This window comes from Pseudaestuariivita sp. (genome assembly GCF_052825805.1).
On sequence record NZ_JBRBVB010000010.1, the window covers coordinates 150695 to 174444 of the forward strand.

17 protein-coding genes are annotated in these 23750 nt (G+C 65.5%); 12 read left to right on the forward strand and 5 right to left on the reverse strand.

Annotation, left to right across the window (positions count from 1 at the left end; all coding sequences use genetic code 11):
- The first annotated feature begins 1 nt into the window (after position 1).
- Genes ACU0B3_RS12340 through ACU0B3_RS12360 form a run of 5 tightly spaced genes read left to right on the forward strand, consistent with a single transcriptional unit; the run spans position 2 to position 6273 of the window.
- Positions 2-2086, forward strand: coding sequence for an alpha-galactosidase (locus ACU0B3_RS12340; RefSeq protein ID WP_446261159.1), 2085 nt, complete (start codon positions 2-4; stop codon positions 2084-2086).
- The gene (locus ACU0B3_RS12345) at positions 2083-2850 is read left to right on the forward strand and encodes an SDR family NAD(P)-dependent oxidoreductase (protein ID WP_446261160.1); all 768 of its coding nucleotides are present in this window, start codon (positions 2083-2085) and stop codon (positions 2848-2850) included. Before ACU0B3_RS12340 ends, ACU0B3_RS12345 begins: the two co-directional genes overlap by 4 nt.
- Positions 2847-3752: a 2-dehydro-3-deoxygalactonokinase gene (locus tag ACU0B3_RS12350; RefSeq protein WP_446261161.1), complete on the forward strand. Its 906-nt coding sequence runs from the start codon at positions 2847-2849 to the stop codon at positions 3750-3752. The genes ACU0B3_RS12345 and ACU0B3_RS12350 overlap by 4 nt, the downstream gene beginning before the upstream one ends.
- Positions 3749-4357: a 2-dehydro-3-deoxy-6-phosphogalactonate aldolase gene (locus ACU0B3_RS12355; RefSeq protein WP_446261162.1), complete on the forward strand. Its 609-nt coding sequence runs from the start codon at positions 3749-3751 to the stop codon at positions 4355-4357. Before ACU0B3_RS12350 ends, ACU0B3_RS12355 begins: the two co-directional genes overlap by 4 nt.
- Complete coding sequence (locus ACU0B3_RS12360; protein WP_446261163.1) at positions 4354-6273, forward strand: beta-galactosidase; 1920 nt, start codon at positions 4354-4356, stop codon at positions 6271-6273. Before ACU0B3_RS12355 ends, ACU0B3_RS12360 begins: the two co-directional genes overlap by 4 nt.
- A 199-nt stretch (positions 6274-6472) precedes the next feature.
- Here the strand turns inward: ACU0B3_RS12360 and ACU0B3_RS12365 are convergent, their stop codons facing one another.
- On the reverse strand, positions 6473-7438 hold the full coding sequence (locus ACU0B3_RS12365) for a DUF2125 domain-containing protein (protein WP_446261164.1): 966 nt from the start codon (positions 7436-7438) through the stop codon (positions 6473-6475).
- A gap of 77 nt (positions 7439-7515) precedes the next feature.
- Between ACU0B3_RS12365 and ACU0B3_RS12370 the strand changes: the two genes are divergently transcribed.
- From ACU0B3_RS12370 to ACU0B3_RS12380, 3 genes are all read left to right on the forward strand, one after another.
- Positions 7516-8046, forward strand: coding sequence for a gamma-glutamylcyclotransferase (locus tag ACU0B3_RS12370; protein WP_446261165.1), 531 nt, complete (start codon positions 7516-7518; stop codon positions 8044-8046).
- 66 nt (positions 8047-8112) lie between these two features.
- Positions 8113-9381 carry a biopolymer transporter ExbB gene (locus ACU0B3_RS12375; RefSeq protein ID WP_446261166.1) on the forward strand — a complete coding sequence of 423 codons (1269 nt, stop codon included), beginning with the start codon at positions 8113-8115 and terminating at the stop codon, positions 9379-9381.
- A 3-nt stretch (positions 9382-9384) separates the two neighbouring features.
- Positions 9385-12561, forward strand: a complete 3177-nt coding sequence (locus ACU0B3_RS12380; protein WP_446261167.1) for a peptidoglycan -binding protein — start codon at positions 9385-9387, stop codon at positions 12559-12561.
- Between the two features lie 187 nt (positions 12562-12748).
- Here the strand turns inward: ACU0B3_RS12380 and ACU0B3_RS12385 are convergent, their stop codons facing one another.
- A complete protein-coding gene (locus tag ACU0B3_RS12385) occupies positions 12749-13720 on the reverse strand; it encodes a M23 family metallopeptidase (RefSeq protein ID WP_446261168.1) in 972 nt (323 codons plus the stop codon).
- Positions 13717-16041, reverse strand: a complete 2325-nt coding sequence (clpA, locus tag ACU0B3_RS12390) for an ATP-dependent Clp protease ATP-binding subunit ClpA (protein WP_446261169.1) — start codon at positions 16039-16041, stop codon at positions 13717-13719. The genes ACU0B3_RS12385 and clpA overlap by 4 nt, the downstream gene beginning before the upstream one ends.
- A gap of 244 nt (positions 16042-16285) precedes the next feature.
- On the opposite strand from clpA, the gene ACU0B3_RS12395 reads away from it, so the two are divergent.
- The gene (locus ACU0B3_RS12395; protein ID WP_446261170.1) at positions 16286-17029 is read left to right on the forward strand and encodes a methyltransferase domain-containing protein; all 744 of its coding nucleotides are present in this window, start codon (positions 16286-16288) and stop codon (positions 17027-17029) included.
- Between the two features lie 281 nt (positions 17030-17310).
- On the opposite strand, the gene ACU0B3_RS12400 is transcribed toward ACU0B3_RS12395, so the two are convergent.
- Together ACU0B3_RS12400 and ACU0B3_RS12405 are read right to left on the reverse strand one after the other, a co-directional pair.
- The gene (locus ACU0B3_RS12400) at positions 17311-18795 is read right to left on the reverse strand and encodes a calcium-binding protein (protein ID WP_446261171.1); all 1485 of its coding nucleotides are present in this window, start codon (positions 18793-18795) and stop codon (positions 17311-17313) included.
- A 147-nt stretch (positions 18796-18942) separates the two neighbouring features.
- Entirely contained in the window at positions 18943-20397 is a 1455-nt protein-coding gene (locus tag ACU0B3_RS12405; RefSeq protein ID WP_446261172.1) for a calcium-binding protein, read from the reverse strand.
- 352 nt (positions 20398-20749) lie between these two features.
- Between ACU0B3_RS12405 and ACU0B3_RS12410 the strand changes: the two genes are divergently transcribed.
- Genes ACU0B3_RS12410 through ACU0B3_RS12420 form a run of 3 tightly spaced genes read left to right on the forward strand, consistent with a single transcriptional unit; the run spans position 20750 to position 23746 of the window.
- On the forward strand, positions 20750-21316 hold the full coding sequence (locus tag ACU0B3_RS12410) for a F0F1 ATP synthase subunit delta (protein ID WP_446261456.1): 567 nt from the start codon (positions 20750-20752) through the stop codon (positions 21314-21316).
- Positions 21317-22852, forward strand: a complete 1536-nt coding sequence (gene atpA / locus ACU0B3_RS12415; RefSeq protein ID WP_446261173.1) for a F0F1 ATP synthase subunit alpha — start codon at positions 21317-21319, stop codon at positions 22850-22852.
- Positions 22853-22864: 12 nt separating this feature from the next.
- The gene (locus ACU0B3_RS12420; protein ID WP_446261174.1) at positions 22865-23746 is read left to right on the forward strand and encodes a F0F1 ATP synthase subunit gamma; all 882 of its coding nucleotides are present in this window, start codon (positions 22865-22867) and stop codon (positions 23744-23746) included.
- Positions 23747-23750 lie beyond the last annotated feature (4 nt).

Here is a 23750-nt window from a genome sequence, read left to right on the forward strand (position 1 = left end):
GATGAACCGACAGTATCGCCTGGATGACGGGCGGCAGACACTTGTGCTTGCCGCCCACCGCGACCGCTTGCCCGAGGTTGTCTACTGGGGCGCGTCCCTGCCGGAGGGCGAGGACCTTGGCATCCTGCACGCGGCGCAGATGCTCGACGTGACGGGTGGGATGCTCGACGAGCACCCGGACCTGTCGATCTGTCCTGAGGCATCGCGCACCTTTCCCGGCCAGCCGGGCCTGATCGTGCGGGACAACGACGGCACGCCGCTGTTGCCCAAGTTCTGCTTTGCCTCCGAGGAGCACACCGAGACCGGACTGACGCTCTGCTACGAAGACGCCGCCAACGCTCTGACGCTCTGCGCGCATTTCGAGACGGACCGCCACTCGGGGATGATCACCTGCTGGTCCGAGCTTACGGCGACGCGGCCCGTGCACCTGCACTGGCTCGCAGCGCCGGTCTTGCCTGCGCCGCAGCTTTCGGACGAGATGATCGACTTTTCCGGGCGCTGGTGCGGGGAGTTCCAGCTCAACCGCGTGCCCTGGACACCTGGCATGCGCTACCGGGAGAACCGGACGGGGCGCACTGGACACGAGCATTTCCCGGGCCTCCTAATCCCCTGTCGCGGCGCGACGAACACCCAAGGGGAGGTCTTCGGCTTCCACTACGGCTGGTCCGGCGGACACCGGATGATCGCCGAAGAGCTGCCCGACGGGCGCCGGCAGGTGCAATGGGGTCACGCGGCACGGATGGAGACGCAGGCCGCCGAACGCTTTGCCTCGGCGCCTCTCTACGTGACCTATTCCGACCGGGGACTGAACGGCTGCGCCGTCGCCTTCCAACGCCACCTGCGCGACCGGATCGTGACCTGGCCCAAGTCCTCGACCGCCCGCCCGGTGCACTACAATTGCTGGGAGGCGGTCTATTTCGATCACAAGCTGCCGGTGCTCAAGGAGATCGCCGAGCGCGCCTCCGCGCTGGGCGCCGAACGCTTCGTGCTCGATGACGGCTGGTTCGGCCAGCGCGACGACGACACCTCCTCGCTCAGCGACTGGGAGGTCGACCCGCGCAAGTATCCCGACGGTCTTGGTCCCCTGATCGACCACGTGCATGGCCTTGGCATGTCCTTTGGCATCTGGTTCGAGCCGGAGATGATCAACCCCGAGAGCAACATCCACAAAGCGCATCCGCACTGGGCGCTCGGCGGGGAGGACCAGGTGCTCGGCCGTCACCAGAAGGCGCTCGACATGGCCAACCCGGAGGTGCGCGACTTCCTCTATGACCGCATCTCGAAGATCCTGCGCGATCACGAGATTGACTATATCAAATGGGACCACAACCGCGTGCTACCCGCGCCCGATGCGAGCCAGACGCGCGGGTCCTACGCGCTACTGGACCGGCTGCGCGGCGACTTTCCCAAGGTGGAGATCGAGAGCTGCGCCTCGGGTGGCGGACGCATCGACTTCGGCATCCTAAAACGCACCCAGCGGGTCTGGCTTTCGGACAGCAACGACGGCGTCGAGCGGTTGCGGATGCAGCACAACGCAGCGCTGTTCCTGCCCGCGGCGATCACCGGCAGCCATGTCGGCCCGCGGCACTGCCACACCTCGGGGCGGACGCTCGATATCCGGTTCCGCGCATGGGTGGCGGCGCAGCGGCACATGGGGTTCGAGATGGACCCGCGCGAGCTCTCTGACGAAGAGGCGCGCGTGCTCACCGAAGTGACCGCCTGGTGGAAGCATCACCGCGCCTGGATGCTGAAGGCCGACATCCTGCGCCTCGACACGGCCGACCCGTCCGTGACCGCCGAGCAGCAGCTCTGCCAGACAAAGAACAAGTTCGTTGTCTTTGCCGGCACCACCGACACCTCGCGCCAGATCAGCCCTAGGCCCCTGCGTTTGACCGGTCTTGCGCCGGATGCCATGTACAGCGTGGAGCTTGTGAACCGCGACAGCCGCCCGTTCTGGTCGCGCGGACCCCAGCCGCTCAAGGACGGCCCGGTGACCCTGTCGGGGCGCTACCTGATGGCGCACGGGCTGACGCTGCCCTGGAACTTCCCGCACACGATGTGGGTCCTCGAAGGAGACCGCCTATGACGATTGCCACCTTTCACGACCTCAAAGACGCCTCCGTCTACATCACCGGCGGCGGGTCCGGCATCGGCGCGTCGCTCACCGACGGGTTCCTCGCGCAAGGCGCCAAGGTCGCCTTTGTGGGGCGCTCGGATGCGACGGGTTTTTGCGACGAGATGGAGGAGAAGCACGGCGTGCGCCCGCATTTCATGCAATGCGACATCACCGACACCAAGCACCTCAAGGAGACCATCGCGGAGGCGTCGTCGCGTCACGGCACGGTCACCCGGCTTGTAAACAACGCCGCCAACGACAAGCGCCACAACCCGCTCGAGGTCGACGAGGCCTTCTACGACTGGATGATGGCGATCAACCTAAAGGCGTATTTCTTCGCCTGCCAGGCGGCGATCCCGGGCATGCAAGAGGCTGGCGGCGGCGCGATCGTGAACTTCTCCTCGATCAGTTACATGATGGGCAACGCGGGCTACCCGCTCTATACGGCGGCGAACTCGGCGATCAACGGCATGACCCGTAGCCTTGCGCGCGACTTTGGCGGGGACCGCATCCGCGTAAACGCCCTCGCGCCGGGCTGGGTGTTGACGCAAAAGCAAAAGGACCTGTGGGTCACCGAAGAGGGGCTTGCCGCGCATCTGGACCGCCAATGCCTCAAGGACCCGCTCGAGCCGGACGACATTATCGGCGGCACGCTCTTTCTGGCCTCCGACATCTCCAAGGCGATGACCGGCCAGGCGCTGGTGATCGACGGCGGCGTGGTGGTGACCGGATGAGCGTCGCCTGTTTCGCGGCGGATTGGGGCACGACCCACCTGCGGCTCTGGGCGCTGGATGCGGCAGAGGCGGTGCTGTGGGAGCGGGACTCGGACGAGGGCATGGGCAAACTCGCCCCCGGCGGCGCCTTCGAGAGCGCCTTGCTGCGGGCGATTGGTGGTGACATGCCAGAGGCGGGCACGGTCCCGGTGATCATCTGCGGCATGGCCGGCGCGCGGCAGGGATGGGCGGAGGCGCCTTATGCGACGACGCCTTGCGAGACACCGAGTGCTGCGGATGCGACGCGGGTTGCAACGGCGTCCGAGCGGCTGCGCGTCTTCATCCTGCCTGGCGTGAAACAACAGAGCCCGGCGGACGTTATGCGCGGGGAAGAGACACAGATCGCGGGGCTTCTTGCGCGCGAGCCGGAGTTCGACGGGGTTGTATGCCTTCCGGGGACGCATACCAAGTGGGCGCGTATCTCGGCGCGGGAAATCGTGAGTTTCCAGACCTTTATGACGGGGGAGATGTTTGATCTCCTGTCGCGTCAATCGGTGCTGCGGCACGGGCTCGGTGAAGGATGGGACGCTGACGCCTTCCTCACCGCCGTGTCCGACACGATGGCGCGGCCCGCCGGGATGTCCGCACACCTCTTCGGGATCCGCTCGTCCGGCCTTCTGGCCGGCCTCGCTCCAGCGGCCGCGCGGTCGCGTTTGTCGGGGCTTTTGATTGGTGCCGAGCTCGCAGGTGCGCGTCCCTACTGGCTGGGCCAACGTGTCGCGATCCTTGGCGCGGATGGCATCGGAGACGCCTACGAAACAGCCCTCAAAGCGCAGGGCGCCGAGGTCGAGCGGGTGGATGCCACGCACCTGACGCTGGACGGATTGCGCGCGGCCTGGACCGCGCTGAAGGAGACGGCATGAGCCAAACACGCAACCTGATCGCCATCCTGCGCGGCGTGCGCCCCGAGGAGGCCGTGGACGTCTGTGGCGCCATCATCGACGCCGGGATCACGACCATCGAAGTGCCTTTGAACTCGCCCGACCCGCTGAGCAGCATCAAGATGATGGCAGAAGTGTTTGGCGACCGCGCGACCATCGGCGCTGGCACCGTGCTGACACCCAAGGCGGTGCGCGAGGTGGCGGGCGCGGGCGGCAAGCTGATCGTCTCGCCCGACTGCAACCCGGAAGTCATCCTCGAGACCAAGGCACAGGGTCTTGCTTCGTGGCCGGGTGTCTTCACGCCCACCGAAGCCTTTGCCGCGCTGGCGGCGGGGGCGGACGGGCTCAAGATCTTCCCCGCTTCGATGATGGGGCCTGACGGGCTCAAGGCGATCCGGGCAGTGCTGCCGAAAGGTACGCAAGTCTACGCCGTGGGCGGTGCGGGCGCAGACAACTTTGACGAGTGGAAGGATGTCGCGGACGGCTACGGCATCGGCTCCGCGATCTACAAGCCCGGTGACAGCGCAGCGGTGGTTGCCGAGAAGGCCAAGGCCCTCGTCTCCGCCTACGATGCGGCTCACGGATGAAGCGCTCCCTCGGCGTCTGTTACTACCCCGAACACTGGCCAAGGGCGCAGTGGGCGGAGGACGCGCGCCGCATGGTCGAGGTGGGTCTGACATGGGTGCGGATCGGCGAGTTTGCCTGGGCCAAGGTCGAGCCGGAGGAAGGGCGTTTTGACTGGGCTTGGATGGATGAGGCCATCGAGGTGCTGGGCTCTGCTGGCCTCAAGGTCGTGCTGGGCACGCCCACCGCGACGCCGCCGCGCTGGGTGGTGGAAAAGCACCCGGACATGCTGGCAGTCGATTCCGAAGGGCGACCGCGCAAGTACGGATCTCGGCGGCATTACTGCTTTAGTCACAAGGGCTTCCGGAAGGAGGCGGCGCGGATCACGGAACGCTATGCCGAGCGGTATAGTCCCAATCCGCACGTCGCGGTCTGGCAGACGGACAACGAGTATGGGTGCCATGACACGATCCTCAGCTACTCGGATGCGGCGCGCGCGGCGTTCCAAGAGTGGCTTCGTGCGCAGTTTCCGGGGAAGGGCAATGACGGTGACATCGACGCGCTGAATGCGGCGTGGGGCAATGTCTTTTGGTCGATGGACTACCCGGATTTCGAGAGCATCGACCTGCCGAACTTGACCGTGACCGAGCCAAACCCGGCACATGTGCTGGCCTTTCGGCGGTTTGCGTCGCACGAGGTGAAGACGTTCAATGCGATGCAGGCGGAGATCATCCGCTGCCACACGGACGCGCCGATCACGCACAATTACATGGGGCGGATCACGGATTTCGACCACTTCGCGGTGGGCGATGATCTGGAGATCGCGTCCTGGGACAGCTATCCGCTGGGCTTTCTCGAGGACCGGGTGGGGGCGGATGCAAGCCACCAGCGGGCCTATGCGCGGCAGGGGGACCCCGACTTTCAGGCGTTTCACCACGACCTCTACCGTTCGGTAGGGAGGGGGCGTTGGTGGGTGATGGAGCAGCAGCCCGGCCCGGTGAACTGGGCGCCGGTGAACCCTGCGCCTTTGCCCGGGATGGTGCGGCTCTGGACATGGGAGGCGTTTGCGCACGGGGCGGAGGCGGTCTGCTATTTCCGCTGGCGCCAGGCGCCGTTCGCGCAGGAGCAGATGCACGCCGGGCTTTTGCGGCCTGACAGCGCGGAGGCGCCGGCGCTTGCAGAGGCGGCGCAAGTCGCAGCGGAGATGCAGGGTGACAGCGTTGCACCCAAGCAGGCGCCGGTGGCGATCCTCTTTGACTACGACGCGGATTTTGCCTGGGCGACGCAGCCGCACGGGGCAGGGCTGAGCTATTTTGGTCTCGTGTTCGAGACGTACAAGGCGCTGAGAAAGCTGGGCTTTTCGATCGATATCCTGCGCGGCGAGACACGCGATTTCACGGGCTACCAGATGGTGCTTGCGCCCGGGATGATGCACATGGATGACGGCCTCAAGGAGGCGCTTGCGGCGAGCGGTGCCAAGGTTGTGCTGGGTCCGCGAACAGGCGCGCGGGACAAACATATGACGATCCCGGTGCCGCTGCCACCGGCGCTGCCGGGGCTCGATTGTACTGTGGCTTACGTGGAGTCGATCCGTGAGGACATGCCACGCCCGCTCGAAGGGGGCGGGTCGGCGACGCGTTATCTCGAGGTGCTGGAAGGGAACGCGGAGACGTTCCTGGCCACCGCAGATGGCACCTGCGTCGGCAAGCGAGCGGGTGATCTTTTCTACCTTGGCGCCTGGCTCGACGAGGCAGGATTTGCGCGGGTTTTCGCAGAAATTGCGCATCTGGCAGGGCTCGAGGTGGCGCATCTGCCAGGTGGTTTGCGGTGCCGGGAGACGGGGACGGAGCGGTTCTGGATCAACTATGACGCGAGCCCGCACGAGACGCCTGACGGGCCGGTTGGTGCCATCGACATGCTGCGCGTGCCGTTAGCGTAAACGCTGCACGCGCGACAAAAAAGGCACACCTTCCACGAGGTAGGGTATCCCTGACTGCGCAAACGCCACTTCTTGTGTTACCCCTAGGTCAATCCGGCGCTTTATGCGATGTCGGATAATACGGATACCTGCCTCGATTGCGCGGTTTTCTCCCACCCGCGCTTTCGGGGCTTCTTTTATGACGCATCCGCGTAAACCCTCAGTTCAGGCGTGGCAGCTGCACCAGCGGCAAAGGACCCGCATAAAGTGTGCCGTCCTGCACCTCGAGCGTGGTGTCGAGTGTGCGCGCATTGCCTCCGAGCCGCGACAAAAGCGTCAGGCCCTGTTCGAGCGCGGTCATCATGGTCGGGCTGAGCGCTTCGGTGTCGCGCAGCGCGGCGAGCATGTCCTGCCAATCGCGCGCTTGCACCCCCAGCTCGCCATTCAAAAGCCCCGAGGCATCGACGTCCAGCGTGCCGGTCAGGCGGAGCTGCATCTCTCCCCACTGCGCTTCGGCGAGGGTCAGATCGATTTGCGTCAGGCCCGGCACACCCGTGGCAACGTCCGTCTGCCACGGCGCGTCGAAGCGCAGCCGCGCGTCGAGCGACACCGCGTCGAGCGTCGCCGGCAAGCGCGGTATGGCCACCAGCCCGACAGGCGGCACGAGGCCCTCGGCGGTCAGGGACAGGCGGTAGACGTTCGGCCCCTCGCGCCGGGCGGCGAGCTGCGCGCGCGCCAGGGCCGTCGAGGTCCCAGCGTCCGGGATCAGGTTCACCACATCGGCGACCAGCGTCACCCGGTCGAGCGTCTCGCCATCCGCGACCACCGAGGCGCGCATGCGGTCACTCTCGAGCGTGAGCGCACTGCCGGGGCTGAAGAAGCGCTGCGTATCCGGCCAGACGGCGATCATGTGCGACGGGCGGTAGCTCAGACGGAGGAGCTGGAAGAACGGCGCTTCCCACCCCAGCCCGCGCGCTGGGTCGACCAGCGTGATGTCCGTCAGCGTCAGGTCGAACCGGTTGGGGTAGCCGCGCACCTCCGGCGGCGACATCTCGACCTGCCAGCCCGCGTCGCGGCGCGCCTCCTGCCACGCGGCGGCGTCGGCCTCGAGAGCAGCCGCGCCCCACCACCAGTAGGCCGACCACGCCAGGGCCGCCACGAGGATCGCTGCCAGAAGCTGTTTCACAGATCGCACATTCCCTTGTTCGCTGCGGCTGTCTACAAGCACACCTGTCAAAGGAAAAGCGCCGCGGGAGACGTCAGATGACGATGTGGGTGTTCGCATACGGGTCGCTCTTGTGGGACCCCGGCTTTGCCCCCGCCGAATGCGTGTTGGCGACGCTCGGCGGCCATGCACGCAGCTTTTGCATGCGCTCGGTCCATCACCGCGGCACGCATGACGATCCGGGGCTGGTGCTGGCGCTCGACGTGGCCGAGGCGGCCTCGTGCCGGGGTGTCGCGCTGCGCGTTGCAGAGGCGGACGAGGCGCAAGTGCTGGCCGATTTGCGCGCGCGCGAGCTCATCTCCTCGGCCTACGAGGAGCGGCAGGTAGAGCTGGCGCTCGACGACGGGCGCGCTGTGACGGCGCTGGCCTACGTGATCAACCGCGATCACGCGCAATATTGCGGCGCGCTCACCCTCGAAGAGCAGGCGCAGATCATGGCCACGGCCGTCGGCGGGCGTGGTCCGAACAGCGAGTACCTGCACCGCACGACCGAGAAACTGACCAGCCTCGACATCGCCGACCCGGACCTTGCGTGGTTGTCGGAACGTGTGCGTGAGCTGACAGATTGACCGCTTGCGAGGCGTGCGCCGGACCTTTAAACTAACGGCCAACCAAGAACGGTGGGAGCCGTCCTGATGGAGCAGCCCGGCCGAGAGGCCTCACCCTATTTCTCCCAGCCCATCCGCCAGATCGTCTCGATGCTGGTCGTGCTGGGGCTGGTGGGCGCGGGGGCGTTTGTCGCCCTGCCGCGGGTGCTGCCCGTGTTCCTGGCGAACCCCTACCTCAACGGGTTCATCCTGTTCGTCTTCGCCATCGGCGTGGCGGCGGTGATCTATCAGGTCGTCGAGCTGATCAAGTCCGTGCGCTGGGTGGAGGCGTTTGCCGCCGAGGGCGGGATGCGCGACGACGGAAAAGCGCCCCGCCTGCTCGGGCCCCTGGCGAACCTTCTGAAATCGCGTGGACGCCAAAAGCAGATCTCGTCCCAGTCGACGCAATCGATGCTCGACTCGGTCGCCACCCGCATCGACGAGGCGCGGGAGATTACGCGCTATATCGTCAACCTGCTGGTGTTCCTTGGCCTCCTCGGCACATTCTACGGGTTGGCGACGACGGTGCCGGCCATCGTTGACACGATCGGCAACCTCGAACCGCGCGATGGCGAGACGGGGGCGGACGTCTTCCGCCGGCTGCAATCGGGCCTCGAGGCGCAGATGGGCGGGATGGGCGTGGCCTTTGCCTCGTCGCTGCTGGGTCTGGCAGGCTCGCTGGTGGTCGGCCTGCTCGAGCTGTTCGCGAGCCACGGCCAGAACCGGTTTTACCGCGAACTCGAAGAATGGCTGAGCTCCATCACCCGCCTCAGCTTTGCCACCGGCGAGGGCGAGGGCAGCTTTGACACCAACGTGGTGGTGAGCGTGCTCGACCACTTTGCCGAGCAGATGGAGCAGCTGCAGCACCTCTTCGGCCAGTCCGAGATCAACCGCGCCAGCACCGACGACCGGCTGGGACAGCTGGCCGACAGCGTCGAGCGGATGACCGAGCGGATGGAAAAGAATTCCTCGACCAACTCTGCCCTCTTGCGCGTCGCCGAAGGGCAGGAGCGGCTGATGCACGTGCTCGAACATCAGGACCGGGGCGAGGGGATGGACGCCGAAAGCCGGATGCGCCTGCGGTCGATCGACGTGCAGATGCTGCGCATTCTCGAAGAGCTCTCCGCCGGCCGTCAGGAAAGCATGGCCGAGCTGCGCACGGACCTTGCGAGTCTCTCGCGCGCACTTGGCCAGTCGCGGATGCCGGCAGGCTCGCCGACACCCGGCGGCACCACGCCCCAACAGGTTCCGCGCGCCCGCCAGCGTGCCTCCGCCCTCGCCGCGCAAAAGGCGCAGGACAAGCGCAAGGAGGGCTAGGCCATGGCCCTCTCGCGGCGCGGCAGTCAAAAGGTCCAAAGCTCGATCTGGCCCGGTTTCGTCGATGCGATGACCGGCCTTCTGCTGGTGCTGATGTTCGTGCTGACCATCTTCATGGTGGTGCAATACGTCCTGCGCGAGACGATCTCGGGCCAGGAAAGCGAGCTGAGTGACCTCTCCGCTGAGGTGGCGGCATTGGCCGAGGCGCTCGGGCTCGAACAGAACAAGTCCGCAACGCTCGAAACCCGCGTGGGTGAGCTGACCTCGACCCTCTCCGATGCCACGACCCGCGCCTCCGAACAGGAGGCCCTGATCGCGCAGCTGACCGCCGAGGGCGTGCGCAATCGTCAGGCGCTTACCACCGCGAACGCCCGCATCGTCGCCTTTGAAAATCAGGTGCAGGAGCTTGAGGACGCCAACGCCACGGCCACCGCGCGCATCGCCTCGTTCGAGACGCAGGTCGCCGCGCTGCTGGCCGAACAGGCCGCCTCGAGCGACCGGATCGCCACGCTTTTGGCCGACAACGAAGCGCTCGAGACCGCCCGCGACACGCTCCTGACCGAACAGGAGGCGCTGAACCTCGCGCTCGCGCAGGCCCGCGACGAGATCGACGCGCAGGTCGAGGCCGCCCGGCTCGCCGCCGCGCAACGTGAAGCCATCGAGGCGCTCTCCGCCGAACGTCTGGCCGAGGTGCAGACCCTCACCGCAGACGTCCAAGACCTCGAGGCCCGCCTCAGTGACGAGGAAAAGGCTCGCATCGCGGAGGCCGCTGCGGCGGAACTTCTCCGCGAGCGGCTCGAAAACGCCGACGCCGAGCTGACTGCGCTCACGCTTCGCCTTGAGGAGGAGCGCCGGCAGGCCGAGGAGACCCTGACGCTCCTCGCCGCCACCCGGCAGGAGGCCGAGGACCTCGACGCGCGCCTCGCTGCCGCGCTGGCAGAGAACACCGACACCACGACCCGTGCGTCGTCGCTTGAGCAGGCCCTCGCGGACGCGCTTCTCAGGATCGAGGAGCAGCGCGAGGTGGGCAATCGCCTTGCCGAGGAGCAGCTTGCCCGGATCCGGGCTGAAGAAGAGCTTGCCGCCCTCCGCGCCTCCCTCGACGAGACGCAAGTCGCGCGGACCGAGACGTCCCGCCAGCTTGCCGCCGCGCGGATCGAGCTCGCGAACACCAACGCCGCCCTCACCGCCCTGCAATCGCAGCTGGCCGAGACCGAGGCGCGGCTGGGTCAGGATCTCGCCACCCAAAGCGCCGAGGCCGACCGCGCCAACGCATTGGTGGCAGAGCAATCGCGTCTGCTCGAAGAACTGCGCGTGCGCCTCGCCCGAACCGAAGCCGAGCTTGCCGCCGCCCGGCAGGAGGGCGAGACGCTCAGCGCCGCACTCTTGTCCAAAGAGGAGGAGCTCCAAGCCCGCATCGCCGCTGCCCTCGCACGGCTCGAAGACGCCAGCACTCGCAGCGCATCTCTAGAACGCCAATTGGGCGATGCCCGTGCCGCCACCGACGCCGCCACCCGCCGCGCGATCACTGCCGAAGAAACCCTCTCGACGCAAAGCAACCGCCTTGGCGAGGTGAACACCGACCTCATCGACGCGCGCAGCGCGCTGGCCAGTGCCAACGCCCGCGCCGACGCGTTGACGAATGAACGCACGCGCCTGACGGGCAGTCTCTCAGAGGCCAACGAGACGATCGCCGGGCTCGAAGCCGACGTGCGCGACCTCGAAGGGGTCCGGGACACCGCGCTGCGCACCGAAACGCGGCTGGCTGGGGTGGAAGTCGACCTCGATGACGCATTGTCGCGTCTCGCGTCCGCCAATCAGACCATCGCCGGCCTGCAGGCCAATCTCGACGCGGCACGTCTTGCCACCGACGCGGCGGCGCGCCGCGCAGCGCGGGCCGAAGCTGGGCTCTCGTCGCAGGGCGCGACGCTCGACGACATCAACGCGGACCTTCTTGCCACCCGCAGCGATCTGGCGAGCGCGCAGGCGCAGAGCGAGGCGCTTGCCATGGAGCGGGACCTTCTGGCCGAAGACCTCTCCGCAGCCGTCACGCAAATCGCGGGCCTCGATCGCACGGTCGCCGCGCTTCGCGACCGCACCGCCGAAGGGCAGGCGGCCGCCGACGCGCTTGCGGCGACCGAAGCCAACCTTGCCACCGCACTCGAGCGCATTGCATCGCTCCAGGACCAACTGGCCGACAAAAACGACGAACTGTCCCGCGCCCTAGCCGACGCTGCTGCCGCGCGGGCCGGGCTCGAGGAAGACAACCGCTCGCTCGAGGAACGTCTGGCCGAAGCGCTGGCGGCGGCACGGGCCAGCGAGGCCGAGAATATCGATGTACGCGAAGAGCTGACGGCGGCGCTTGCGGCGCAGCGCGCGGCGGAGGCGTCTGCCGAGGATCAACTGACCGAAGCCGAGCAGCGCGAAATTCTGCTGCGCGAGGCCGAGGACAAGCTCTCAAGCGAAACCCAGCGCGCGAGCGAGGCGACGCGGCAGGCCGAAGTGCTCAACCGCCAGGTCGCCGCGCTGCGCGAACAGCTGGGTCAGCTGCAAGCTTTGCTCGACGACTCGCGCGCCCGGGACACGGCTGCGCGGGTGCAAATCCAGTCGCTCGGCACAGAGCTCAACGCGGCCCTCGCGCGGGCGGCAGCCGAGCAAAAGCGACGGGCAGAGCTCGAAGAGGCGGAGCGCAAGCGGCTCGAAGCGCAGGCGCGTGATCTGGAACGCTACCGCTCCGAGTTCTTTGGCCGCATGCGCGAGATCATCGGGCAGCAGGACGGTGTGCGGATCGTCGGAGACCGGTTCATCTTTTCGTCCGAAGTCCTCTTTGATCCCGGCAGTGCGGATCTCTCGGTGCTCGGCCAGCGCGAGATCTCCAAGATCGCCGGCACCTTGCGCGACATCGCTGCCGAGATCCCGGACGAGATCGACTGGATCATGCGCGTGGACGGGCACACGGACAACATCCCCCTGTCGGGCCGTGGCGAGTTTGCCGACAACTGGGAGCTGAGCCAGGCGCGCGCGCTCTCGGTGGTGCGCTTTATGATCGACTTTCTCGGCATCCCGCCGGAGCGCCTCGCGGCCAACGGCTTTGGCCAGTACCAGCCTGTGAACGAGGCCGACACGCGCGAGGCCCGCGCGCAGAACCGGCGGATCGAGTTGAAGCTGACGGAGCGGTAGTTGCTCTGACCTGATACTAGACGAACGAAGGTGCACGCGCCGTCCCGCGGGGTGGCGCAATCGCGCCGCCCGTTTTGCCGGAGGCAAACCTGCGGTTTGACGGGGGCGGGTCGGCGCGGCCTGACGGTTCCCGTCAGGCGGGCGCTTTGATTTGAGCAGCCTATATCAAGCGAAAGGTCGCGCGCTTTTAGCGCTCAACCACCGTCACATGCGCCCAGCGGTTTGCGACGATGCGGCCTTGGCGCGTGAGGGTGATCTGGCCGGTGTAGTCTCCGACTGGCCAGCCGCCCTCTGGGGCGCGTTTGCCGAAGGCGGGCAGCTGGCTGACGCGGGGGCTTTTCATCACGCGGGAATGGCTGAAGATCTCGCCCTCAGGCCCTTCGGCGCGGATAGTCACCACATCGCCGTGCTCGGCGTAGCCCGCCTCCACGTAGACCACGAGCGGATCACCCGGAGACGCGGTCTCGAGCCGGGCGGAGCCGCTGCGCAAGGCGTCGTAATCGGGAACCGAAGTAGCAAAGCCTGCAAGGCGCAGGATCGTTTGGTCGTAGGGCGGGGCGCTTTCCCAGAGGGTTTCGGCGCTCGCGTCGCAGCGCGCCTCGCCCAAGGGGTCGTAAGGGTCGACGAGGTCTCCATTTTGCAAAAGCGCGAAGTGCAAGTGCGGGTGGGTCGTCATGCCGGAGACGCCGATGAGGCCAAGCTCGTCGCCGGCCTCCACGGTCTGGCCGTCCTCGACGGCGAGGCTGCCTTCCTTGAGATGGCAGTAGAGCGTTTGGTAGCCGTCCGCGTGGGCAATGCGCACCGCGTTGCCGCAGGCATTGCTGTCGGTCACGCCGGGCATGCGCCAGTCGTCGACCATACCGTCGCGGGTGGCGGCCACGCGTCCGGGGGCGGCGGCGACAACCGCGACGTCGGAGGTCCAGTCAAAAAGAGCGATGTCAGTGCCGCGGTGTCCGTCGCGGGCATTGAGCCCGCAGGCAAAGTCCTGGTAGGCGCCGGGGGCGGGATCGCGGTCCATGTAGTCTTCGACAAAGCAGGTCTCACCCGGCACGCACTCGACGGGCCAGGTGAGGGTGATCGTGTGCTCGGAAGGCGTTTGTGCGGCCCCGGTGGAGGCCGCACAGATCAAGGCAAGCGCGGTGAGCCCGCGCAAGGTCATTCCGCCGTCAGAAGGGGCGGTTTCGAGCCGGAGATGCGCGGCTTTTCGAGCCCTTCGGTCTCGAGCACCAGTTCACCATCCTTGACGGACACCTTGACGACGCCGCCCTTGGCCAGCGTGCCGAAGAGCAGTTCTTCGGAGAGCGGTTTCTTGATGTGCTCCTGTATGACGCGGCCAAGCGGACGGGCGCCCATCTTTTCGTCGTACCCCTTGTCGCCGAGCCAGGCCGCCGCATCGCGGGTGAGCTCAATGGTGACGTTGCGGTCCAGAAGCTGCGCCTCGAGTTGCAGGACGAACTTTTCGACCACCTGCAGGATGACTTCCTTCGGCAGCGGTGCGAAGGAGATCGTTGCGTCCAGACGGTTGCGGAACTCGGGTGTGAACAGGCGCTCGATTGCCTCGGTGTCCTCGCCCTCGCGCCGGTCGCGGCCAAAGCCGACGGCTGCTTTCGCCATGTCCGCGGCGCCCGCGTTCGACGTCATGATCAGGATCACGTTGCGGAAGTTCACCGTGCGCCCGTTGTGGTCGGTCAGCTCTCCGTGGTCCATCACCTGCAGGAGGATGTTGTAGACATCCGGGTGCGCCTTTTCGATCTCGTCGAGGAGGAGCACACAATGCGGGTGTTGGTCGACGCCATCGGTCAGAAGGCCGCCCTGGTCAAAGCCGACATAGCCCGGAGGCGCGCCGATGAGGCGGGAGACTGCGTGCTTTTCCATGTACTCGGACATGTCGAAGCGCAGCATCTCGACACCCAGCGTGTCGGCGAGTTGCTTGGCCACCTCGGTTTTGCCGACGCCCGTGGGGCCTGCAAAGAGGTAGTTGCCGATGGGCTTTTCAGGCTCGCGCAGACCTGCGCGCGCCAGCTTGATCGCGGACGAGAGTGCCTCGATGGCGTTGTCCTGGCCGAACACCACGCGCTTGAGGTTGCGTTCGAGATCGCGCAGCGCCTCGGCGTCGTCCTTGGAGACGTTCTTGGGCGGGATGCGGGCGATCTTGGCGACGACTGCCTCGATCTCCTTCACGCCGATGGTCTTGCGGCGCTTGCTTTCGGCAACGAGGTGCTGCGCGGCGCCGGCCTCGTCGATCACGTCGATGGCCTTGTCCGGCAGCTTGCGGTCGTTGATGTAGCGCGCAGCCAGCTCGACGGCAGTCTTGATCGCGTCGGAGGTGTAGCGGATGTCGTGATGCTCTTCGAAGTAGGGTTTGAGGCCCTTGAGGATCTTGACGCTGTCCTCGACGGTCGGCTCTGCCACGTCGATTTTCTGGAACCGGCGGGAAAGCGCGCGGTCCTTTTCAAAGTGCTGGCGGAATTCCTTGTAGGTCGTGGAGCCCATGGTGCGCAGCTTGCCGCCCTGCAGGGCGGGTTTGAGCAGGTTGGAGGCGTCCATGGCGCCGCCCGAGGTCGCGCCCGCACCGATCACGGTGTGGATCTCGTCGATGAAAAGGACGGCGTCAGGGTGGTCCTCGAGCTCGGTCACGACAGCCTTGAGCCGCTCTTCGAAGTCACCGCGGTAGCGCGTGCCGGCCAGAAGGGCGCCCATGTCGAGCGAGTAGATGGTCGTGTTCGACAGCACGTCGGGCGTGTCGCCGGCGACGATCTGGCGCGCGAGGCCCTCTGCGATGGCGGTCTTGCCCACGCCTGGATCGCCCACGAGGAGCGGGTTGTTCTTGCGGCGGCGGCAGAGCACCTGGATGCAGCGCTCGACCTCGTGGGAGCGTCCGATGAGCGGGTCGACATCGCCCTGGCGAGACTTCTCGTTGAGGTCGACGCAGTACTTGGCAAGTGCGCTTTCCTTGGCCTCGCCTTCTTCGCTCGCGTTGCCCTCGATGTTCTCATCGGCATCCGAGCCGGTGACCGGGCGGCTCTCGCCGAATGCCGGGTCCTTGGCCACGCCATGCGCGATGAAGTTGACGGCGTCATACCGCGTCATGTCCTGTTCCTGGAGGAAGTAGGCGGCGTTGCTCTCGCGCTCGGCAAAGATGGCGACGAGCACGTTGGCGCCGGTCACTTCTGTGCGGCCGGAGGATTGCACGTGGATCGCGGCGCGTTGGATCACGCGCTGGAAGGCGGCGGTCGGCACGGCCTCCGAGCCTTCGGTGTCGGTCACGAGGTTGCTCAAATCGTCGTCGATGAAATCGACCAGCGCGCCGCGCAGCTCGTCGGTGTCGACGCTGCACGCCTTCATCACGCGCACGGCGTCGGGTTCGTCGATCAGCGCAAGAAGCAGGTGTTCGAGCGTTGCAAATTCGTGGGAGCGGCTGTTGGCAAGCGCCAGCGCCGCGTGGATGGATTGTTCCAGTGTGGTCGAAAATGAAGGCACGTCGGGCTCCTTCCGGCTTGTGTGCTGCCTGCCTCGGGACGGGTCGCGTCCCCCTCAGCATCGCCTGTGTTGATTAAAGTTTGGTCTATATCGCCGCGGCTTCAAGAACTTTCTTCTCTTGCCGTGCTACAATTCGGTGTGAGGCTGCCATGCCGCACATTGTTGCGACACGCCGCGTCAGGACATGACGGCGCTGGCGGGGAGCGGTAGATGTGGGTCCAGGCAAGGAGATTCAAGCCGCGCGATGCATCTCGATGTGCAAGACCTGCGGGACTTTTACTACCGCCATGCGCTGGGTCGTGCGGCGGGGCAGGTGATCCGTGCGCGCATGCGCCGCATCTGGCCGGAGGCCAAAGGGCAGTCGGTGGCGGGCTTCGGGTTCACCGCGCCGCTCCTGCGTCCGTTCTTTGACGACGCCCGCCGGGTGATCGCGCTGATGCCGGGCCCTCAAGGTGTGATGACCTGGCCGACGGACCGCCCCAACGTGAGCGTGCTCTGCGAGGAGACCGCCTGGCCGCTGGAGACCGGCCACATCGACAAGCTGGTGGTGATGCACGCGCTCGAGACCTCCGAGCAGGCGTCCGCCGTGCTGAGCGAGGCGTGGCGCGTGCTGGGTCCGGGCGGCAAGGCGCTTTTTATCGTGCCGAACCGTGCCGGGCTCTGGGCGCGGCGGGACGGCACGCCCTTCGGGTACGGCCGGCCCTACTCGCTGAGCCAGCTCGAGACGCAGCTGCGCACGCACGAGTTCTTGCCCGAGACGCACGATTCCATGCTCTATTTTCCGCCCTCGACGCGGCGCTTCTGGATGAAGGCCGCCCCGATCATCGAGCGCGCCGGGCGCAAGATGCCGACGGTCACGCCCTCGGGCGTGCTGATGGTCGAGGCGTCCAAGCGGGTACAGGCGATGACCGGCACCGGGGAGAAAGCGCGCAAGCGCAAGCCGCTCGAGGTGCTTGCGCCCGTGCGCGGGAAGGCGGCGCCGGTTTAGAGCTGGCGATGAAAACCTGAAATATCACGCCTGGTACGATCGAAACGGTTGTTCACGCGCCGTCACGCGGGGTGGCGCAATCGCGCCGCCCGTTTTGCCGGAGGCAAACCTTGGGTTTGACGGGGGCGGGTCATGCCGGAGGCATGCCTTTGGCATGACGCGGCATGACGCGGCCTGACAGTGCCTGTCAGGCGGGTACTTTGAATTAAGCGATGGGTATCAAGCTTGGTTCGCCAGATGTAGGCCCCAATTCAGGCCGACACGCCGCCCGCTCCCTGCGCCTACGGCGTAAACACCGTCACGTCGTCCGCGGTCAGATCGAACACACCCTCGACGAGAACCGATTGCGTCTCGGTCGCGCCACCGAGCGTGATATCAAAGGTCATCACCGTGCCGGTTGCGCCTGGCTCGAAACTCAGGCCGGAGATCGACGAGCCGTCAGATGTCTCGATGGTGATCGCATCTTCGCCGCGCGCGTAGTCCGTGATCGTCGCCTGCGCATTGCCCGCCTGGCCGACGGCCGTGGTGTTGATCGCAAACGTGTCTGCGCCTTCACCGCCCGTCAGGATGCCTCCGCCCAGGGTTGGACCGAACACCGGGTCTTCCGCGAAGAGCGATATGAGCTCATCGTCGCCCACGCCGCCGATGGCTGCCGCGCCGCCGCTGACGGTGATCTGATCGTCGCCTGCGCCGCCAGACGCCTCGGCGAGCTCTTGCGAGACCTCGATCACGTCGTTGCCGTTGCCGCCGATCACGTCCAAGCCCCCGACAAAGGCGGACCCCAGAATCGTGTCGTCGCCTTCGCCACCTGCGAGGGTCAGGTCGGCAAAGTCCTGCGTGCTGGTGCCGGTCAGCAAGTCGTTCCCGGCGCCGCCGTCGAGCAGCACGTCGCCGCCCGTGTCGATCAGCGGGTCATCCACGCGCAGGGTGTCGTTGCCGTCCTCGCCAAAGCCTGCACCGGAAAAGTTCATGCGGATCAGGTCGTTCCCGTCGGAGCCGAGCAGCGTCGAGTCTGCAGCGCCAGAGGCCAACGTGTCGGCGTCGAGGCCGCCGATGAGGGTCCCTCCTTCTTCGATATTGATTAGGTCCACCCGCTGTGTGGGATCGAGGGGCGGTGCGCCGAGTGCGTCGAGGAGTTCGACGCCGGTAGCGGTAATCCCGTCGCCGGAATCGGTGCCCGTCGCCCGCAACAGGCCGAGCGTGTCGTCCACCACGTTGAGCGTCGGGGGAGCGATTTGCTCGTTGCCGATAACGATCAAATCCTGATCGGCGATTTCAAACTGTGTTTCGCCAAGGTCGTAGGTCGCGAGGCGTGTCACTTCGAGGCTGTCGAGCAGCTCGTTCAGGGGCGTCGTGGGGTTCGCCGAGATCTCGGCACTCAGATCGACGTCCTCCGGGACAAGCAGCAGTTCGACGCCGTACCGCAGTTCTTCGTCCTCGCCGTCCGAGAAGGTCGTCTCGGTCTGGAGCGCGATCACGGCGCCGGTCTCGTCCTCGCCGAGCTCGATGTCGATGGTGCCATCGTCGCGGGTCGACAGGGTGGCGCCAAGGTCCGGCTCGGGATTGGGGTCCGGCATATCCGGGTCCGGCATATCGGGATCGGGCATGTCTGGATCCGGCATGTCGGGGTCAGGCATATCCGGGTCAGGCATCATCATGTCGTCCCCGCCGCCATCGCCGGACGATCCATCGTCCGTGTCCGACGAGTCGAACGCCACGCCGAACACCAAAAGCCCCATCAGGGCCACCAATCCAAATCCGAACATCTTTCAAGCCTTTCGAAATTTAAGGCTTCGTTAACACAGTTTATCCACATCGCTTGACTGCGAATGTGGAAACACTGTGTCCACGATTTGGTGGGATTGTGGTGGTCGGGAAGACGGAGGGTTGGTCGCGGTGCAGCGGAGTTTGCGCTACACTGTCACCAATGCAACATCCATCGTCGTCAACCCTGTGACGCCGCGCGCAATGAAGAACTGGCTCTGTATCGCGCCGCCTTCTTCCAAATTAAAGCTGATCGTCGTGTCCGTGCCATCGTCACTGATTTCAAGGTTTGAGAGGTCCGTTCCTGTCGAAGTCTCGATCGCGAGCGCGTCAACTCCAGGCGTAAAGTCTGTTATTTCGGCAATCGGCCGCGAAAGGCTTGGTTCAACCAAACCATTGTCAAAAAGTGATGCCACGATAGTGAAACTGTCCTCGCCTGCATCTCCCGTAAGCTCCGCAATGTCACCAATATTGGTCGGGGCAAAAATCGAACTTCTAAGGACATCATCCCCAAACCCACCGCTGATTTCACCACCATTTAGCGCCGTCAAAGTGTCATTGCCCGAGCCGCCATCTGCGAAGACTTGTCCGTCTTCAACGAAAATTTCGTCGTCTCCTGTACCGCCGTCGACGAATGCTCCACCCACGAACGCAGATGCTGAAATCGTATCGTCACCTCCGTCCCCAAAAAGGCGCACCGCGCCGTCGTCTGCGAGGCCATCTACTTCGAGAAGATCCGCTCCTTCGCCGCCGCTGAGCGTTACCTCGCCGCGGTCTTCAAGGAGCCCGATGCGCAGCGTATCCATGCCCTCGCCGCCGTCACCAAGGCTCGCGCCACCTGAGATGACCACAAGATCGTCACCGCCGTTCCCAAAGACCTGGGTGTCGAGGAAAGAGCTCTCCAGCGTATCGGCGCCGTCGCCGCCAACAAGCACCTCGCCCATTACCTCGGCCATCAAGTCTAAACGCACCGAAGGATCAAGCGGCGGCACACCAGGCGTGTCGATCGGATCGCTGCGCGTCGCGATGAAGCCGTCGCCGTCGTCCTCGCCCACGGCGTCGATCCGCGAGACCGTCCCGTCGATGACCACAAATTCAGGTGGAGCATCGCGCTCGATTTCAGACACAAAGACTCCGTCCCCGTCGCTTTGCTCACGGATCGCACCCAAATCGTATGACGCAAGACGCGTCACGTCGAGATCATCGAGCAGATCGTCGAAGAAGGCGACGTCGGTGTTGTCGTCAATGGCCGCCTCCAAATCTGTGCCTTCCGGCACGAGGACCAATTCGACCCCAAAGGTCGTCACCACATCGTTGCCGCTGGCGGAGGTGCTCTCGGATTGCGTCTGGACGGCAACGATGCTGCCGGTCTCGTCTGCGCCCAGCTCGATCTCGATCGTGCCGTCGTCACGGGTCGAGAGCGTGGCGCCGAGGTCGGGGTCCTCGGGAGTCATCGGGTCTGGATCGGGCATCATCGGATCGGGATCGGGCATCGGATCAGGCTCAGGTGCCATGTCGTCGTCCCGCGTGTCATCATCCGTGCTGTCCCACGCGGCGCCGAACACCAAAAGCCCAAAAAGCGCCACCAAACCGAATCCGAACATGCCGCTACCCTTTTGTTCAACGTCAAAGGGTTAACACGCAGCCACCGCACCATTTACCTTCGAATAAGGAAACACTGTGTTCACAGGGGGGGCGCAATCGGGGCGGCGGGCGGATTCGCAGGGTACATCAAGCCCCGCCTCGCCGGCAAAAATCAGGCACATCGTCGCAGGTGGCAAAAGTTTCTGAAGTCCATGACGATGCAACCGCAGAATGTTAGCGCGATGCGCATTGCCCATCCCAAAACCCTCTGCTAGAGACGCGCTGATTTTCGCGGGGATGCCTGTGCGCCCTGCCATGCTGCCCTACACTTTGCCGCATTCGGCGTGCAAAGGCGGGCCGACAAGCAAAGGGGTGGACGTGTCCGAACCAGCTTCGATCTCTTCCGGCATTGCCGAACGTTATGCCACCGCGGTGTTCGAAATCGCCCGCGACAACGACAACCTCGGAAAACTTGAATCCAGCGTCGACGATCTCGGCGCGGCGCTCGACACCAGCGAGGAGCTGCGCGACATGATCGGCTCGCCCGTGCTGACGCGCGAGGCGCAGGGCCAGGCCATCACCGCCGTGGCCAAGGCCGTCGGCGTATCGCCGGTCATGCAGAACGTGCTCGGCCTGATGGCCGAGAAGCGCCGCCTCTTCGTGCTGCCGCACATGCTCGCGCATCTCGACGCGATGATCGCCGCACACAAGGGCGAGGTCACGGCAGAGGTCACGAGCGCGCAGGCGCTCTCCGCCGCGCAATCCAAGAAGCTGGCAGAGACGCTCAAGGCGCGCTTCGGCCAGGACGTGAACATCAAGGCGACCGTCGATGAAAGCCTCATCGGCGGTCTCGTCGTAAAGGTGGGGTCGAAGATGATCGACACATCGGTGCGTGCCAAACTCAACGCTCTCCAGAATGCCATGAAAGAGGTCGGATAAATGGGTATCCAAGCAGCAGAGATTTCTGCGATCCTGAAGGACCAGATCCAGAATTTCGGTCAAAAGGCCGAAGTGGCCGAAGTCGGCCGCGTTCTGTCGGTGGGTGACGGGATCGCCCGCGTCTACGGCCTCGACAACTGCCAGGCCGGCGAGATGGTCGAATTTCCCGGCGGCATCATGGGCATGGCGCTCAACCTCGAAGCCGACAACGTCGGCGTGGTGATCTTTGGCTCTGACCGGGACATCAAGGAAGGCGACACCGTCAAGCGCACGAACTCCATCGTGGACGTGCCAGCCGGTGAAGCGCTGCTGGGCCGGGTGGTCGACGGCCTCGGCAACCCGCTCGACGGGAAAGGCGCCATCGACGCCTCCGAGCGCCGCGTCGCGGACGTGAAGGCGCCGGGCATCATCCCGCGTAAGTCGGTGCACGAGCCGATGGCGACGGGTCTGAAGTCCGTGGACGCGATGATCCCGATTGGCCGTGGCCAGCGCGAGCTGATCATTGGCGACCGCCAGACTGGCAAGACCGCCGTGGCGCTCGACACGATCCTCAACCAGAAGTCGTACAATGACGCGGCCAAGGACGACAGCGAGAAGCTCTACTGCATCTACGTCGCCATTGGTCAGAAACGCTCGACCGTGGCGCAGCTGGTGCGCAAGCTCGAAGAGACCGGCGCCATCGACTACACCATCGTGGTGGCCGCAACCGCGTCCGACCCGGCACCGATGCAGTTCCTCGCGCCGTACTCCGCCACCTCGATGGCCGAGTATTTCCGCGACAACGGCAAGCACGCGCTCATCATCTACGATGACCTTTCCAAGCAAGCCGTGTCGTACCGCCAGATGTCCTTGCTTCTCCGTCGCCCGCCGGGCCGTGAAGCTTACCCGGGTGACGTTTTCTACCTCCACTCGCGCCTTCTGGAGCGCTCGGCCAAGCTGAGCGAGGCCAGCGGCTCGGGCTCGCTGACGGCGCTGCCGATCATCGAAACGCAAGGCGGCGACGTGTCGGCCTTTATCCCGACCAACGTGATCTCGATCACAGACGGCCAGATCTTCCTCGAGACCGAGCTCTTCTACCAGGGCATCCGTCCCGCGGTGAACACCGGTCTCTCGGTGAGCCGGGTGGGCTCGTCGGCACAGACCAACGCAATGAAGTCGGTGGCCGGTACCGTGAAGCTCGAGCTCGCGCAGTACCGCGAGATGGCGGCCTTCGCGCAGTTCGGCTCGGACCTCGACGCCGCGACCCAGCGTCTTCTGAACCGCGGCGCGCGCCTCACGGAGCTGATGAAGCAGCCGCAATACGCGCCGCTCACCAACGCTGAAATCGTCTGCGTGATTTTTGCCGGCACCAACGGCTACCTCGACAACCTGCCCGTGGGCGATGTCGGTCGGTACGAACAGGGCCTACTGGCGCATTTGCGTGGCAAGGCATCGGACCTTCTGGACTACATCACGAACGAAGATCCCAAGATCAAGGGCGACGCCGCCGATAAGATCAAGGCCGTGCTTGACGAATACGCCAAAGACTTCGCGTAAGAGGGCCTGAGCATGCCAAGTCTCAAGGACCTCAAAAACAGGATCGAGTCGGTCAAATCGACCCGCAAGATCACCAAGGCGATGCAGATGGTCGCCGCGGCGAAGCTGCGCCGCGCGCAGGAGGCCGCCGAGAACGCGCGCCCCTACGCGGAGCGGTTCAACGCGGTGATGGCGCAGCTGGCGGCTTCGGTCGGCGGCAGCGACAGCGGACCCAAGCTCCTCGTGGGCACGGGCTCGGATCAGGTGCACCTGCTGGTCGTCATGACGGCAGAGCGTGGCCTTTGTGGCGGGTTCAACTCGAACATCGCCAAACTGGCGCGGGTCAAGGCGCAAGAGCTGAAAGCGGCTGGCAAGACGGTGAAAATCCTCACCGTCGGCAAGAAGGGCCGTGATCAGCTCAAGCGTGACTTGGGCGACCACATCATCGGCCACGTGGACCTCTCGGAGGTCAAACGCATCGGCTATGCGGACGCACAAGGCATCGCGCAGGACGTGCTCACGCGCTTTGACGCGGGTGAGTTCGACGTCGCGACGCTCTTCTATTCGAAGTTCGTGAACGTCGTGAGCCAGACGCCGACCGCGCAGCAGATCATCCCGGCGTCTTTCGAGGCAGACGAAGGTGACGAAGGCGGCGCGGCCACGCTCTACGACTACGAGCCGGGCGAAGAAGAGATCCTCGCGGATCTCCTCCCGCGCGGCGTGGCGACGCAAATCTTCTCGGGCCTGCTGGAAAACGGCGCCTCCGAGCAGGGCGCGCGCATGTCCGCGATGGACAACGCCACACGCAACGCGGGCGAGATGATCGACAAGCTGACCATCGAGTTCAACCGCTCGCGTCAGGCCGTCATCACGAACGAGCTGATTGAAATTATCTCGGGCGCAGAAGCGCTCTAAGGAC

Bases quoted from the DNA above. Each gene is read 5' to 3' on its own strand.
- ACU0B3_RS12355 (WP_446261162.1), top strand. From the start codon at position 3,749: ATGAGCCAAACACGCAACCTGATCGCCATCCTGCGCGGCGTGCGCCCC.
- ACU0B3_RS12360 (WP_446261163.1), top strand. From the start codon at position 4,354: ATGAAGCGCTCCCTCGGCGTCTGTTACTACCCCGAACACTGGCCAAGG.
- ACU0B3_RS12345 (WP_446261160.1), top strand. From the start codon at position 2,083: ATGACGATTGCCACCTTTCACGACCTCAAAGACGCCTCCGTCTACATC.
- ACU0B3_RS12340 (WP_446261159.1), top strand. From the start codon at position 2: ATGAACCGACAGTATCGCCTGGATGACGGGCGGCAGACACTTGTGCTT.
- ACU0B3_RS12385 (WP_446261168.1), bottom strand. From the start codon at position 13,720: ATGACCTTGCGCGGGCTCACCGCGCTTGCCTTGATCTGTGCGGCCTCC.
- ACU0B3_RS12400 (WP_446261171.1), bottom strand. From the start codon at position 18,795: ATGTTCGGATTTGGATTGGTGGCCCTGATGGGGCTTTTGGTGTTCGGC.
- ACU0B3_RS12405 (WP_446261172.1), bottom strand. From the start codon at position 20,397: ATGTTCGGATTCGGTTTGGTGGCGCTTTTTGGGCTTTTGGTGTTCGGC.
- ACU0B3_RS12370 (WP_446261165.1), top strand. From the start codon at position 7,516: ATGACGATGTGGGTGTTCGCATACGGGTCGCTCTTGTGGGACCCCGGC.
- atpA (WP_446261173.1), top strand. From the start codon at position 21,317: ATGGGTATCCAAGCAGCAGAGATTTCTGCGATCCTGAAGGACCAGATC.
- ACU0B3_RS12420 (WP_446261174.1), top strand. From the start codon at position 22,865: ATGCCAAGTCTCAAGGACCTCAAAAACAGGATCGAGTCGGTCAAATCG.
- ACU0B3_RS12380 (WP_446261167.1), top strand. From the start codon at position 9,385: ATGGCCCTCTCGCGGCGCGGCAGTCAAAAGGTCCAAAGCTCGATCTGG.
- ACU0B3_RS12350 (WP_446261161.1), top strand. From the start codon at position 2,847: ATGAGCGTCGCCTGTTTCGCGGCGGATTGGGGCACGACCCACCTGCGG.
- ACU0B3_RS12395 (WP_446261170.1), top strand. From the start codon at position 16,286: ATGCATCTCGATGTGCAAGACCTGCGGGACTTTTACTACCGCCATGCG.
- ACU0B3_RS12375 (WP_446261166.1), top strand. From the start codon at position 8,113: ATGGAGCAGCCCGGCCGAGAGGCCTCACCCTATTTCTCCCAGCCCATC.